General features: G+C 59.6%; 13 protein-coding genes and 1 pseudogene. 8 read left to right on the top strand and 6 right to left on the bottom strand.

Going from position 1 to position 13,262, the window contains the following annotated elements:
- Positions 1-28: 28 nt before the first annotated feature.
- Positions 29-463 (bottom strand): toxin-antitoxin system TumE family protein, encoded by a 435-nt coding sequence (locus tag NKI68_RS23750; RefSeq protein WP_368410913.1) that lies wholly within the window; start codon positions 461-463, stop codon positions 29-31.
- Positions 464-471: 8 nt separating this feature from the next.
- Entirely contained in the window at positions 472-1,005 is a 534-nt protein-coding gene (locus NKI68_RS01865; RefSeq protein ID WP_254544981.1) for a DUF7342 family protein, read from the bottom strand.
- A gap of 208 nt (positions 1,006-1,213) precedes the next feature.
- Between NKI68_RS01865 and NKI68_RS01860 the strand changes: the two genes are divergently transcribed.
- The 3 genes from NKI68_RS01860 (at position 1,214) to NKI68_RS01850 (ending at position 3,859) form a co-directional block, all read left to right on the top strand.
- Positions 1,214-2,191: an IS1595-like element ISHrub1 family transposase gene (locus tag NKI68_RS01860; RefSeq protein ID WP_254544872.1), complete on the top strand. Its 978-nt coding sequence runs from the start codon at positions 1,214-1,216 to the stop codon at positions 2,189-2,191.
- A gap of 105 nt (positions 2,192-2,296) precedes the next feature.
- Positions 2,297-3,232: a WD40/YVTN/BNR-like repeat-containing protein gene (locus NKI68_RS01855; protein ID WP_254544980.1), complete on the top strand. Its 936-nt coding sequence runs from the start codon at positions 2,297-2,299 to the stop codon at positions 3,230-3,232.
- Positions 3,233-3,424: 192 nt separating this feature from the next.
- Positions 3,425-3,859, top strand: a complete 435-nt coding sequence (locus NKI68_RS01850; RefSeq protein WP_254544979.1) for a DUF488 family protein, N3 subclade — start codon at positions 3,425-3,427, stop codon at positions 3,857-3,859.
- Here NKI68_RS01850 and NKI68_RS01845 read toward each other — a convergent pair whose 3' ends face one another.
- Positions 3,860-3,991 carry a hypothetical protein gene (locus NKI68_RS01845; RefSeq protein ID WP_254544978.1) on the bottom strand — a complete coding sequence of 44 codons (132 nt, stop codon included), beginning with the start codon at positions 3,989-3,991 and terminating at the stop codon, positions 3,860-3,862.
- 17 nt (positions 3,992-4,008) lie between these two features.
- Here NKI68_RS01845 and NKI68_RS01840 point away from each other — a divergent pair.
- Both NKI68_RS01840 and NKI68_RS01835 read left to right on the top strand, forming a co-directional pair.
- Positions 4,009-4,212 (top strand): annotated as a pseudogene (locus NKI68_RS01840) (aminotransferase class III-fold pyridoxal phosphate-dependent enzyme); the annotation flags it as partial.
- A gap of 144 nt (positions 4,213-4,356) precedes the next feature.
- The gene (locus NKI68_RS01835) at positions 4,357-5,631 is read left to right on the top strand and encodes an RNA-guided endonuclease InsQ/TnpB family protein (RefSeq protein ID WP_254544977.1); all 1,275 of its coding nucleotides are present in this window, start codon (positions 4,357-4,359) and stop codon (positions 5,629-5,631) included.
- Positions 5,632-5,790: 159 nt separating this feature from the next.
- On the opposite strand, the gene NKI68_RS01830 is transcribed toward NKI68_RS01835, so the two are convergent.
- The 3 genes from NKI68_RS01830 to NKI68_RS01820 all read right to left on the bottom strand — a co-directional run bounded on the left by NKI68_RS01830 (position 5,791) and on the right by NKI68_RS01820 (position 9,890).
- The gene (locus NKI68_RS01830) at positions 5,791-6,966 is read right to left on the bottom strand and encodes a trans-sulfuration enzyme family protein (protein WP_254544976.1); all 1,176 of its coding nucleotides are present in this window, start codon (positions 6,964-6,966) and stop codon (positions 5,791-5,793) included.
- A 221-nt stretch (positions 6,967-7,187) separates the two neighbouring features.
- Positions 7,188-8,300, bottom strand: coding sequence for a tellurite resistance/C4-dicarboxylate transporter family protein (locus tag NKI68_RS01825; RefSeq protein ID WP_254544975.1), 1,113 nt, complete (start codon positions 8,298-8,300; stop codon positions 7,188-7,190).
- Positions 8,301-8,354: 54 nt separating this feature from the next.
- Complete coding sequence (locus NKI68_RS01820; RefSeq protein WP_254544974.1) at positions 8,355-9,890, bottom strand: molybdopterin-dependent oxidoreductase; 1,536 nt, start codon at positions 9,888-9,890, stop codon at positions 8,355-8,357.
- A 166-nt stretch (positions 9,891-10,056) separates the two neighbouring features.
- Here NKI68_RS01820 and NKI68_RS01815 point away from each other — a divergent pair, with 166 nt between their 5' ends.
- The 3 genes from NKI68_RS01815 (at position 10,057) to NKI68_RS01805 (ending at position 13,112) form a co-directional block, all read left to right on the top strand.
- Positions 10,057-10,320: a NifU family protein gene (locus NKI68_RS01815; RefSeq protein WP_368410911.1), complete on the top strand. Its 264-nt coding sequence runs from the start codon at positions 10,057-10,059 to the stop codon at positions 10,318-10,320.
- 181 nt (positions 10,321-10,501) lie between these two features.
- Entirely contained in the window at positions 10,502-10,783 is a 282-nt protein-coding gene (locus NKI68_RS01810) for a hypothetical protein (protein WP_254544973.1), read from the top strand.
- A gap of 55 nt (positions 10,784-10,838) precedes the next feature.
- Entirely contained in the window at positions 10,839-13,112 is a 2,274-nt protein-coding gene (locus tag NKI68_RS01805; protein ID WP_368410910.1) for a copper-translocating P-type ATPase, read from the top strand.
- Positions 13,113-13,262 lie beyond the last annotated feature (150 nt).

Genomic DNA, 13,262 nt, shown 5'->3' with positions numbered 1-13,262 from the left:
CCGACAAACCGTTGAGGGCTGCGGTCGCTTACTCGTCCCACAGAGTCGCGATTCGGTCTTCGACCCCGTCGAGGACAAGCCGGAGGGTATCGCGATGATCGCTCGGCCACGAGGCATCGTCGCCGGGTGTGGAGGCAGCTGGTGGGGGATGGAAATGGTCCCGTGTATTGTGGGGGTTCGGGTGTCGATCCCACCGGCACTCCCAGGCGTGGTCCGGATACTCCTCTCGATAGTGGATTTTGAAATCGTCGTTCGTGTACCGACGAACAGTCATAGTTGCCTCGTCGACGGGTTCGGGATAGTACACTGGTGCGAGTGTGACACGGAGTTCGAGATGCCCACTTGCGTTCGTGATGATTGCTTGTTTGACTTGTTGTGTCGCTTGCAGGCGCGATTGGAGAAATTCGAGTAGTGGGCGATCGATAGGCGCGGGGCTACCTCCGTCCCCTGTTGGCGGTACCATCGCTGAGACTACCCGGACGCCTGTTCGGTCTCGGCGCCGGCGCGTTGCTGCCGGGCACGTTCGTAGCGCTCGCGCTCCTCACGTGCGGTCGCCCAGTCGCCGAGGTCACTGTACACATCATCGATCGTCCAGTCGTCGCTCCCCTCCGCAGCAGCGACAGCGTCGACGGCCGCCGGCATCGCGGCGTCGTACCTGTCCTCGTACTCGGTGATATGCGTGGTCAACTCCTGAACACGCTGCTGGAGATCTTCGACGGAGTGTTCGGCAGCGAGTTGGTTGATTCGTCGCCACTCGAAGTACGCGTCATTGCGCTCGTATGTCGCCGGGTGGCCGTCGTGGTGCGTGACGATACCGAGCTCGGCGAACCAGCCGAGGTATTTTCGAGCCGTTTTCGGATCACAGCCGACACGATCCGCGATAGTGCTCGCTGTCGTCGGCTCCCGAGTCTGGAGGATCGTCCCGTAGACGCGTTGTTCGACGTCGTCACCGCGAAACGCATCCTCGAACGGCGGGGGACCACCGGGGGACTCTGTATTGGCCATACTCAGCGTTGCGTGGCGAAGGATATAGTTCTTACTTCGAGGAATAGTTTCCTGTACAAGTCGACAGGGCGTGGGACTCACCAGCTGAAGAGGGGGAGGCTCATAGTAACCAACAATCCCCGAATATGTGAGCCGCTGTTGGTTAATCAGCGACGCTCTTACGCAAAGCTACGGAAAAGTCAGTGCATTCCGCCGACATCTAGCGGATATGTCTAAAACCCAGCCAGCCTTCGGCGGAATGCTTCGAAACCTAATCGACGACGGTATCTTAGAGCTTCGGACCGAGCCGCTCGACGCCCTCGTCGAGCGGCGTCTCAAGCAACTCTGGGAGCACACACCGTGCCCTCGCTGCGGAAATCGGACGATCAGAACGTGGGAGCACTCCGATCGTGTCTGGTGTCGCAGCTGCCAGTTCAAACCCGCCTACACCTACGGCACACCCTTCAGCGAGAAGGACCTCCCCGCAGGCGAGGTCCTTCTCGCGTTCATTCTCTATGCAGATACCCTGCTCAGCATCAATCAAATCGCGATTGTGCTTGACCGCGCGTACAACACGATTCACACAGCAATTCGTGACCTGGAAGCCGCGCTCGAGCGCGGCTTCCCAATTGTCTGGAACCGTCTCAAACGACCGCACAGCGGCCCGTTACAAATCGATGAGAGTGGCAAAGTCTGCTCAGGATACAAGGGCCAAGACCCGCCGCGGCCCGGACGGGCTCGCGGCGGGTCGTCTCGAACTGGACGCACTCGATGGCAAGGACGTCACGGTGACCAACTGACGCTCGTCGCGGCCTGCCGCGACGAGCTCACTGTCATTCGCGCGAAGAAAGGAATCCGCTACGAGGGTGATCTTGGACCGGTAATTGAGGAGGCTGAAGACCTCTCCCAGCCACTGGGAGAGGTCTGGACCGACGGTCTCCAAGCGTATCGCTGGATGGAGTACGACCACCGGACGGTCGTTCACAAGGAGCGGTACGTTTCGCCGGACGGCGTCCATATTAATCAGGTTGAGTGCCTGTGGTCACTCCTGCATCCGTGGCTGCGGAAGTTCCGCGGCCTGTCCAAGCAAGGCTTGGAACAGGCCGCTCATACCTTCGGCTGCGTTCGATCCTTGAACAGGATCGGCGCGTCGCTGTTCGCACTCATCGATTGCTTCGCCCTCCACCGTTTCCGTAGCTTTGCGTAAGAGCGATACGGCGTGACGGTCGCCCGGTTCACGGTCGAAGGACAGCAAGAGCCTACGTACGAAGGGCACCCCGGAGGTTAACCAGACGGCGGGCGTACTCCCGCTATGGCCATTTTCATCGGCACCCGCGACGGCGTCTACCGTACAGCAACTGTCCCCGTCGAGGACGTCGAACAGGTGCTCGACAGCGGTGATACGCCTCGAGTCCGGACGTTTCCGGAGGTCGACGGCGTGTTCGCGGCCACGAAGACTGGATTGTATCGGTCGATGGACGAGGGACAGACGTGGGAGGATCTCGGCGTCCCACAGGAGGAGGTCTATTCGGTTGTCACCAGTCCAGACGGTGAGCGACTCTACGCGGGCACTCACCCCGCGCATCTCTACGTCTCGACCGATAGCGGTGAGACGTGGGACGAACTCGAGGGCTTTCAGGACCTTCCATCGCGGGATGAGTGGCATACGCCGCGCCACCGCAACGAAGCCCATGTACGGAGTCTCGGCGTGCATCCCGACACGCCCGACAGAGTAATCGCCGGCGTCGAGGTCGGCGGCGTCCATATTAGCGCGGACCAGGGCCAGACGTGGACCGAGCGCCGCGACGGCGTCCACGACGACGTCCATCACATCCTCGTCCTCGGGGCGGACGAGTACGTCGCCTCGTGTGGCGATGGGCTCTACCGAACGCGCGATGCCGGGCAGTCGTGGAGGCGGCTCGACACCGAACTCGATCATCGCTACTTCCGGGAGGCCTTCATGTTCGATGGACGGCTCTATGCAGCGGCCGCACGGAGTTCACCGGGGACATGGAGCGGTGAGGGTGGTGCCGACGCGATTCTGGTGGAGTCGACGGATTCTGGCGAGACGCTTGAGACCGTCTCCTACCCAGGTGGCCCAGCGGAGATCATCCTCGCGTGGACTGTCGTCGACGGGCGTGTGTTGGCTGGTACGAACGACGGCAAACTCATCAGCCGTGATTCGGATGGAATGTGGACTGATGCGGGACAGGTGCCAGAGGGGATTCGATCGCTTAAAGGCTGTTGAAGTGCTTCGACAAAGCCAGTGTGGAGAGATTCTGTAGATTTAGCTTCTTCAGGGAAGCCGAGGCGTGTACTCTCCAACAGGAGACCACAAATTTTCTCAACTCAGTGTCACACCGCTCTTCGGTCCACATTCGAATATACGGTTCACCGAAAAAATTGACTACTCTGGACATTGAACATCCAGGCGGCAATCATGAATACAGACGAACTACTCCAAGACACGTATGTGGCTGCTCTTCAATACGATCTTGTTGACCTCCCGGAGGATGCCACGCTTGCGGGCGTAGTTCGTCGACCAACAGGGTGGTTTAGATCTGTAATCGATGAGAACTATCCTCCCCTTGGCCCGCCTCCCGATCTGTTGGACGAATTTAAACAGCGTCAAGAGGACTTCAAAATGCAGGGGATGTGTGACGAAGGCGCGCATAATGCTGCCTGGGACGAGGTCGGGTTCGAGGATCGGTACCAAGCACATCTCACCGAAGCAGCGGATGCACAAGAAGCAATCGCTGAACTCACGGACCGGCTTCGTGCCGAGGAACAGCTCGTCTTAGTCTGTTTTGAGAACACCAATAAGAAACGGTGTCATCGAACGCTCCTCCAGGAACACCTCACTGCACAGCTATAGTCAATCAGTCGTGTGCGCACCGTGTTCGAGTTCCTCGATCTGCGTAATGATTTCGGTGAATTCGTCACCTTTCGTAGACAACGAGTAGGAGACAGTCGGCGGCGTGGCTGCTTCGTCTACTGAGCGGACCACGACATCCTCTTCTTGCAGGCTCTCACGAGACGCTCCGTGATCTCTGTGACGACTACGGTTCGCTACTGATCTTTGACGAGGCCATCACCGGATTCCGGGTCGGCGGCTTGCAGTGTGCAGAGGGCAAGTACGGCATCAAACCGGATCTCACGACGTTTGCGAAGGTTATCGGCGGTGGATTCCCGATCGGAGCGATCGGCGGCCGCGCCGAGATTATAGATAACCAAGGAGAATACCTGACCCTTTAGGATCAGGATGAATCCGACAGCACCTACACAATCCACCATCGATGGCAAGGCCGGATAACCCACGCTAACCGACACTATTGAGAGAACGGCGCCCATAACCAGTTATGAAGCCAGAAAATGAGTCGAACCATCCGAACCTTCGAAACCACCATCACGAACCAGCAACAGGTTCGTGACGACCTCAACCAACTCGGGTGGGCCGCCTCAAAACTCTGGAACGTCGGCCGCTACTACGCACAAGAACAGTGGGATGAAACGGGCGAGATTCCCGATGACGGGGAACTCAAAGCCGAACTCAAAGGCCACGAACGCTACACGGACTTACATTCTCAGTCCAGTCAGCGCGTTCTCGAAGAACTCGCTGAAGCGTTCACCGGCTGGTTCGGCAAGCGTCGGAACGGCGACGACCATGCCCGACCGCCCGGCTACCGCAAACACGGAGACTCCCACCCGCGTTCAACCGTGTCGTTCAAAGCGGCCGGCTTCAAACACGACGCACAGTTCGCCCGTGTCCGCCTCTCGAAAGGACGAAACCTCAAAGAACACCGTTCGGACTTCATCCTGTGTGAGTACCAGACGCGCCCGGATGTTGACCTGACCGAGTGGGACATTCAACAGGTTCGCGCCGTCTACAAGCGCGACGAGTGGCGACTCCAATTCGTCTGTCGCACCACCATCGACCCGAAACCGCCGGGCGACGAAGTGGCTGGTGTTGACCTCGGGATTTGCAACTTCGCCGCCGTCTCCTTCGGCGGTGAATCCGTGTTGTATCCCGGTGGCGCACTCAAAGAGGACGAATACTACTTTACGAAGAAGAAAGCCACGTGCGACGATTCCTCGTCCCAAGAGGCGACTCGTCTTGACCGCAAGCGGACGGGTCGTCGGACACACTGCTTGCACGCACTCTCGAAAGCAATCGTGGAGGAGTGCGTTGAACGAGGTGTTGGGACACTTGTTGTTGGCGACCTTGGTGGAATCCGAGAGGACGACGAGAACGGTGACTCTCGGAATTGGGGCGACCACGGCAACTTGGACTTGCACGGGTGGGCGTTCGACCGCTTCACGACGCAACTCGACTACAAGGCAGAAGCCGAAGGCATCGACGTGGAGTTGGTGTCAGAACGTGATACGTCGAAGTCGTGTTCAGCGTGCGGCCACACGGACAATAATCAGCGTGTCGAACGTGGACTGTACGTCTGTGAGACGTGCGACACGGTTGCGAACGCGGACGTGAACGGCGCGGAGAACATTCGGCAAAAGGTACTCCCGAGTCTCGCCACGGATGGCGATGATAGGGATAACGGCTGGTTGGCACAGCCAGCGGTTCACCTGTTCGACCGTAGTGCGGGTGTTTTCGCCCCACGAGAACAGGTCGTGAACCGCGAACCGTAATCTCCCAACTCAGCGGTGCGGTGCCGTGGGGATTCCTGCGTCTTCAGGCGCGGGAGGATGTCAAGCAGGCGTTCACGAAGCGGTCAACGCCACGTAGTTTTCGGCTGTATCAGAACAGATCCCGATTTCCGATCACGGTCACTGGTTTCGGGCGCGGATTCATAGGTTCTCGAGGGCTTGATCGAGGTCGGCGAGTAGATCGTCCACATGCTCGACGCCGACGGCGATCCGGATGAGCGAATCCGAGATTCCGGCAGCCTCCCGTTCGGCGTCTGCGAGGTAGGACGCGGACATCGTGGCGGGATGGTCGACGAGTGATTCGGTACCACCGAGACTCACAGCCAGCGTAAAAACGTCGAGCACTTCAAGGACGGCCCGTGTTTCTGCGGCGGTCGCATCCAGTTCGAACGAGACGATTCCACCGAACCCGTCCATCTGTTCGCGAGCGAGGTCGTGTTGTGGATGGTGTGGCAGTCCGGGATAGTTGACGTGGGCTACCGACGGATGGCCGTCGAGGTATCGTGCGAGCTCGCCGGCGTTGGCCTCGTGACGGTCCATCCGGAGCGGAAACGTCCGGAGACCGCGTAGCGTGAGATACGAATCGAACGGAGCGAGCGTGCCACCTAGATCGTAGGACTGGGTGTGTTCCACGGCATCAGCCAGAGAGTGGTCATCAGTCAGGATGGCCCCGCCCATCGAATCGCTGTGTCCGTTCAGGTACTTCGTCGTACTGTGGACGACGATGTCGGCCCCCCGTTCGAGCGGCCGCTGGAAGTACGGCGTCGCGAACGTGTTATCGACGACGTACGTCGCGTCGACCGCCGTCGCAATCTCGCCCACGGCGGCGAGGTCACAGAGTCGGAGCAACGGGTTCGTCGGCGACTCCATCCACACTAAGGCGGTCTCGTCGGTGATTGCCGCGTCAACGGTGTCCATGTCGGTCGCGTCGACGTACTCGACGGTGGCGCCCAGCGAATCGACGAGCAAATCCTCGAAGAGTAAGCGCGTGCCACCGTAGATGCCGTCGAAGGCGACGATGTGATCGCCCGCTTCGACGACCGACAGGCAGGTGGCTGCAATCGCAGCGGTCCCGGAGGCACAGGTGACTGCGCGTTCGGCATCGCAGATTTTGGTGAGTCGTTCTTCGAGGATGTCACGCGTGGGATTGCCGAACCGGTTGTACTTGTACCCGTGGTCCGATTCCCCGGGACTGCGCATCTCGTGCGTGGTCGAGAGGTGAATTGGCGGAACGACATCACCGGCATTGCGGACGCCGCCACCGGCCCGGTCGAACCGCGTTGCCAGAGTTTCGAGGTGATACTTCGAATCAGTCATACGAGTGCTCCAACCCTTTGGGCCCACGGCCAAAAACGAACCGAGGTGCGCGTACTCTGTATCCGGGCTGGGACGGCTCCAGTTCTTCGGATCACAGTGGTAACAGGGACGAAACCGTGCAATCGGCGAATTGGTATGTTCGGCCCTCGGATCGAGGACGGTGTCTCTGTGGCGGAGACATCACTCGCGTGAACGTCGAATTGACCGAGTGAGAGGCGATCCTACCCGAAAGCTGCCCGTGACCACCGTACCGCGCGACGGACCAGCCCGACACTCACGACCATCCACGCACCCAATGCGACGTAGACGAACACTCGCGGGACGACGTGCAGTAATTCGATTCCCGTTTCGCTCGCGAGACGGAACGTGCTCACCGTATACATCCCGAGCGGGAAGACCATCCCCCAGTATCGTGGGTCATAGCCCCCCGGGCGATGCGGCAGTGCGATTCCGCCGACGGTGTGTCGCCAGACGCCGAGCGCGACGAGCAACGGGATCCACCACGTGGCCGTCGCCCAGAAGAAGAACGTGAACCCGAGGAGGAACGGACGAATCTCGGCGATGAACGGCCACGACGGTCCGAGACGGAGGAGCAACGCGCCCGACAGCGTCGTGATCGCAACGGCGCCCATGTTGATCCAGTACGGCGGCGTCGCAGACACCGGTCGGAACGCGAAGAACGTCATCCGGTAGAACACCAGCGTGAACAACACCAGGTAGAACCCGCCGCCGATCAGGTACAGGACGAGTGCCACTAGACCGGCGCTCTCGAGGATCGACGGATACTGCGGGGCGATCAACGCGGTGAGCACGGCCACGGACTGCGTGGCGACCACGGCGAGCAACCAGCCGCCGTCGAGCGTCTCTTCGATGGGGTCGTCGACGTTCCGAATCGTGAGCCCCACGAACACAGTGTACGTGAGAACGAACCAGAGACCGCCTGCCAAGACCAGGAGCGCCGTCGCGGCTAGAATCGACTGCTCGAAGACGACGATCTGACTCCCGAGGATACAGGTCGCTGCGACGGCAGTGAACGACCCCACCGCCCGGTCCGGCGAGACGAGGTCCTCGAGCGTCGATCCGAAGGCGCGGCCGATTCGTGCCACCGTGAGGACGCCGATACCGACGTACGCGAACGCATTGATTACGAACAGCACTCGACCGATTCGCTCGAACCCGACGAGAGATGCACCGATGGAAACGATGCCGGTCGCCATGACGAGCGCGAAGTAGAGCGGGTCCCAGTCCTCTAGAAGGCCGAGGACGTTCCCGGCATGGCTGACACTGCCGACCGGCGACTCACCCGATTCGTCTGGGTCGTGGTCGGTTGTCATCGAAGGGGTGGAGCGCCGGATGCGGTCGCGAGGACGGGGACGATCATCGTCGTCTCAGATGTCGGCGCTGTTGGGGTAGTAGTGGAGGACGTCGTCGCGCCACCCGCCGTAGCCCTTTCCGATGTCCTCGAAGTCCTCGACGAACTCGATGTGAGTGACCCACTTGGCCATTTTGTACCCGAGCTGGCTCTCGATGCGGAGTCGGTAGGGAGCCCCGTGGGCCACGGGGAGATCGCCGTCGTTCATCTCGTAGGCGAGGATCGAACGTGGCTCCTGAGCCTTATCCATCCGGATGGCCTCGTAGTAGAACTCCGGAATCTCGTCGTCTACGCCCTTCTCCTCGAACGGACCGTCCTCGGAGTACTCCCATTTCTCGTCGAGCGTCCAGAAGACGAGCCACTCCGCGTCCTCGTGGGGCTCACACCGGTCCATGATGGCCGACAGCGGGATACCACCCCACTTGGCGTAGTACGTCCAGCCCTGGATGCAGTCGTGGCGGGTGACGTGTTCTTGCTTGTCCATCTCCCGGATCTCGTCGTTGGTGAGTTCGAGTTCGTTCTCGACGAGGCCGTCGACCGTGATCGTCCAGTCCTCGAAGCCGTTCTCGAAGTGGGCCCGGTACTCATCGTTGCGCGGCGGCTTCCCGTTGACGCGGGCGAAGTCCGATTCTTCCGGTCGGTCGTCGCCGTCGTAGAACGAGACGTGGTGGAACAGCCCTTTCAACAACGGGTCGACGCCGATTTCGAGGAGGTTCTGAGTGAAGTACGGCCGCTTCAGGGAGACCCACGTGGCGAGGGCGGCGAACCCGAAGACGATTGCGATGCCCAACACGGTGAGTGCGATCGTCAGGTCGGTCGAGGCCGTCTCGCTCCCGAGAACGATCTTTCCCATCTCGGACCAGAACCCGTGCGCGGCGACGAGGGCGACGTGGCCGAACAGGAAGACGTTGAACGCGACGAATCCAATGAAGTGGATACTCCGGTTGAGCTGTCGATTCCAGCCGAACCGGTCGGGCCAGTGCGCCCGAAAGGCCGGTGCCTGGAGGAGACCGGTGACGATCATCACCGGCGACAGGATGAAGATGACGCTGAAGTACGTCAGCTGTTGGAGGGCGTTGTAGCCAGCGGAATGGGGGATCTGCAGCTGTGCGTACGACACTAACGCGTTCCACGCCTGCGGGAAGATCTCGAGCGATGTCGGAACGAGGCGCGTCCATTCACCAGAGACAAAGAGCCCTCCGGCGTAGAGGACACCGCAGAGCGTCCATCCGAGCGCGCCCCAGAAGTGCCAATGACGACCCATCCCGATGGCGTCTCGGCCGGGCAAAGAGATGAGCGGTGACGGCGGGTCGATTTCGTCTTCGGCCGCCCAGAGGTCCTCGCCGTCGATGACGTCCTTATCGAAGTCGGTCGATCGTTCCTTGTCGCCGACTCGGAGCCATTCGTCGCCCGGCATACCGTCGTCGGTCCAGTAGAGCTTGGGGTGGCTCATGAGAATCTCGTACCCGCTGCGGAACAGCAAGATGATGAAGAAGAAATTGAACCAGTGCGTGATTCGGAGCCACCATGGGTAGTCGAGACCTGTTGCCATAGTTCAACTGTTGGACGCAACCCCAATAAGACTGGGTTCGGTCGTCAAGTACCAGCAAATACATCATCGATTGGCTCTGCATTTAGCTGAGACAATGACCTCCTTCGATGATTGAGCAAAGATGTTCGGCTCAACAGTTACCCGGTTGGACAGGCCATATCAAGGTATGGCTGTAGAGTCGACCGAAGAATCCAATACACTCACCGACCGTGTCGCAGGGTTTCTACGGACGAATTTCCCACAAATCGCCATGCATGGCGGGAGCGCCGCGATTCAAGATATTGACGAGGAAACCGGTGAAGTGTGGATTCGACTGAGTGGTACCTGTGGTGGATGTGGGATTTCTCCATTCACCGTTCAAGCGATCCAGAACAAGTTGCCAATGGAAATTCCAGAAGTAACTACGGTGTACGCCGAAACGGTGGACTAAGGACAGCAGCTAGCGAGAAATCCACATACCCATTTAGCATTCTGTCTCTTATCCGCACTCAAGGATTCCACCAATAACACCAGACACCAGATATGATGATCCGTCACTGGTGATTATCGGTGAAAGTTAACCGAACATCTTCGGTGGAATCATCATAGTGACAGCAACGCAACCTACTCTTATGGCCATAGCAGAAACTTTGCCGAAGAACTGGCATCTCGAGGAGGAAGGGGTCTCCTATCACGGATTCATCGATCAAGAGTATCCTCGAGTCGTCTATTCTTATGACGGCGGAAATCTACTCGTTCGGATCAACCGAGTCCAAGAGCCAAATAAATTCGGTGGATGGGGATATCTCGTATGGACGGCAGGTGAACATTCCGAGGAACTCGGAATCGTCGAGGAGTTCGATGACGCGAAACAACTCGCTCTCGAATTCATGCGCGAATACGGAACTGATTGAATAATCCACACTCCTTTCGTTCTGAGTAACGTAGCATCACTAACTGGGATTACCTATGGATAAGCACAGAGATTCGACCGGTAATGATGAACATTCTGATCGTCACGCGAGCCATGACGGACACCACGTAAACGAGGGGAGTGAGGACGTGGCTGGGGGTGACCGGGAAACGTCGCGAGTGGAACAGTCAATACTTGAAGAGAAGGCGGAAGATGCAGACGAGGCAGAGCAAGGGATTCACGAGCAGCACGAACACGACATGGACCACGGAAGCGACGGCCACGCTCACGGCGACCATGGCGGCCACGGTGGGATGCACGAGGGTCACGAGCAGATGTTCCGGCGGCGCTTTTTCGTCTCGACGCTCCTCTCGATTCCCGTTCTCCTCTACAGCGAGACGCTCCAGGAGTGGCTCGGGTTTTCGGTCCCGGCGTTCCCCGGTAGCGAGTGGATCAACCCGGTTTTCGCGGTGATCGTCTTCGCCTACGGTGGCGTGCCGTTCCTCGAGATGGCCGTTCCCGAGCTGCGCGACCGTTCGCCGGGGATGATGACGCTCATCTCGATGGCGATCACCGTCGCGTTCGTCTACAGTCTCGCGAGCATCATCCTCCCGACGATGTCGGCGTTCTTCTGGGAACTGGTGACGCTCATCGACATCATGCTCCTTGGACATTGGATCGAAATGCGGAGCGTCCGCCGGGCGTCGAGCGCACTCGATGAACTGGCGAAACTCCTGCCCGACACGGCCGAGCGTATCACTGCCGACGGTACCACTGAAGAGGTACCGGTCAGCAATCTCTCCGAAGGCAATCTCGTGCTTGTGCGTCCAGGCGCGAGCGTGCCAGCTGATGGCGTTGTCGAGGAGGGCGACTCGGATGTGAACGAATCGATGATCACCGGCGAATCGAAGCCGGTCTCGAAGGAGCCTGACGACGAGGTTATCGGCGGGACTATCAACGGTGACGGGAGTCTCCGGGTCCGCATCAGCGCGACGGGCGACGAGACGACGCTGGCGGGCATCATGCGATTAGTCGAGGAGGCCCAACAGAGCGAGTCACAGACACAGCTGTTTGCCGACCGAGCGGCGGGCTGGCTGTTCTACGTCGCTGTGGCCGCCGCAGTCGTAACTGCCATCGCGTGGACGGCTGCTATCTCCTTCAATGTCGAGGTCATTGAGCGGGTTGTCACAGTCTTGGTGATTGCCTGTCCACACGCGCTCGGCCTGGCGATTCCGCTCGTCGTCGCGATCAACACCTCACTTGCTGCACGCAACGGGATGCTCATCCGGGACCGTATCGCCATGGAACAAGCGCGAGAACTGGATACGATTATCTTCGACAAGACGGGCACTCTGACGAAGGGAGAACAGGGCGTCGTCGACGTTGCGACCGTCGAGGGTGTCGGCGAGGACGAAGCGCTCGCGCTGGCGGCGGCCGTCGAGGGTGACTCGGAACATATGATTGCACAGGCGATCCGGGAGGCGGCCGACCAGCAGGGCGTCACGGCACGGGAGGCGACCGACTTCGAGGCGCTCAAGGGTCGCGGCGTCCGCGCGACGGTAAACGGGACTTCAATCTACGTCGGCGGGCCGAACCTCCTCTCGCACCTCGACAGTGACGTCCCATCCGAGCTTACAGCCTTCACAAAACAGGCCGGGGAGAACGCACAGACGGTCGTATACCTCGTCCGCGAGGACGAACTCATCGCTGCGTTTGCGCTGGCCGACGTCATTCGAGAGGAAAGCTACCAGGTGGTCGACGCGCTCCACGAACTCGGCATCGAGGTTGCGATGCTGACCGGTGATTCAGAGGACGTCGCCCGTGCCGTCGCCGACGACCTCGGTATCGACACTGTCTTCGCCGAAGTGCTCCCCGAGGACAAGGACAAGAAAGTAACTGAACTTCAGAATCAGGGGAAACTCGTGGCGATGGTCGGCGATGGTGTCAACGACGCACCCGCACTCACGCGGGCCGACATCGGTATCGCAATCGGGAGCGGGACGGACGTCGCGGTGCAATCGGCAGATATCATCCTCGTCCAGAACAATCCGATGGACGTCGTCCGCCTCGTGAAGCTGAGTCGGGCGAGTTACCGAAAGATGCAGGAGAATATCGTGTGGGCGGCAGGGTATAACGTCCTGGCGATTCCGCTTGCAGCAGGCGTACTGGCACCTATCGGCATTCTCTTCTCGCCCGCCGTTGGCGCGCTCCTGATGTCGCTCAGCACGGTAATCGTCGCAATCAATGCTCAGTTCCTTCGGCGGATCGACCTCTCAATTCCGAGTCTGACGGGTAGGTCTGGACCGCAAGAACCGCGACCAACAGTGTAAGGGCCTCCATCGTATCATCACCAATGATCGATACAGATCTATCCCGACCGATGTGTGACTTTGATTTGGGGGTTTCCGACTGGGATCAGCGAGAGGAGTAAGTTCAAACCGGTCTTGGGCGGAACTCACCTCCATCAGTAGCAACGCAAA

The sequence above is a fragment of the Halomarina pelagica genome (assembly GCF_024228315.1).
In the GTDB taxonomy this organism is placed as follows: Archaea; Halobacteriota; Halobacteria; order Halobacteriales; family Haloarculaceae; genus Halomarina; species Halomarina pelagica.
The sequence above is the reverse complement of the archived record's forward strand: the minus strand, read 5'-3'. Positions and strand labels throughout refer to the sequence as shown.

Excerpts from the sequence above, each read along its gene's own strand:
- NKI68_RS23750 (WP_368410913.1), bottom strand. The coding sequence starts at position 463 with ATGGTACCGCCAACAGGGGACGGAGGTAGCCCCGCGCCTATCGATCGC.
- NKI68_RS01865 (WP_254544981.1), bottom strand. The coding sequence starts at position 1,005 with ATGGCCAATACAGAGTCCCCCGGTGGTCCCCCGCCGTTCGAGGATGCG.
- NKI68_RS01860 (WP_254544872.1), top strand. The coding sequence starts at position 1,214 with ATGTCTAAAACCCAGCCAGCCTTCGGCGGAATGCTTCGAAACCTAATC.
- NKI68_RS01855 (WP_254544980.1), top strand. The coding sequence starts at position 2,297 with ATGGCCATTTTCATCGGCACCCGCGACGGCGTCTACCGTACAGCAACT.
- NKI68_RS01850 (WP_254544979.1), top strand. The coding sequence starts at position 3,425 with ATGAATACAGACGAACTACTCCAAGACACGTATGTGGCTGCTCTTCAA.
- NKI68_RS01835 (WP_254544977.1), top strand. The coding sequence starts at position 4,357 with ATGAGTCGAACCATCCGAACCTTCGAAACCACCATCACGAACCAGCAA.
- NKI68_RS01830 (WP_254544976.1), bottom strand. The coding sequence starts at position 6,966 with ATGACTGATTCGAAGTATCACCTCGAAACTCTGGCAACGCGGTTCGAC.
- NKI68_RS01825 (WP_254544975.1), bottom strand. The coding sequence starts at position 8,300 with ATGACAACCGACCACGACCCAGACGAATCGGGTGAGTCGCCGGTCGGC.
- NKI68_RS01820 (WP_254544974.1), bottom strand. The coding sequence starts at position 9,890 with ATGGCAACAGGTCTCGACTACCCATGGTGGCTCCGAATCACGCACTGG.
- NKI68_RS01815 (WP_368410911.1), top strand. The coding sequence starts at position 10,057 with ATGGCTGTAGAGTCGACCGAAGAATCCAATACACTCACCGACCGTGTC.
- NKI68_RS01810 (WP_254544973.1), top strand. The coding sequence starts at position 10,502 with ATGGCCATAGCAGAAACTTTGCCGAAGAACTGGCATCTCGAGGAGGAA.
- NKI68_RS01805 (WP_368410910.1), top strand. The coding sequence starts at position 10,839 with ATGGATAAGCACAGAGATTCGACCGGTAATGATGAACATTCTGATCGT.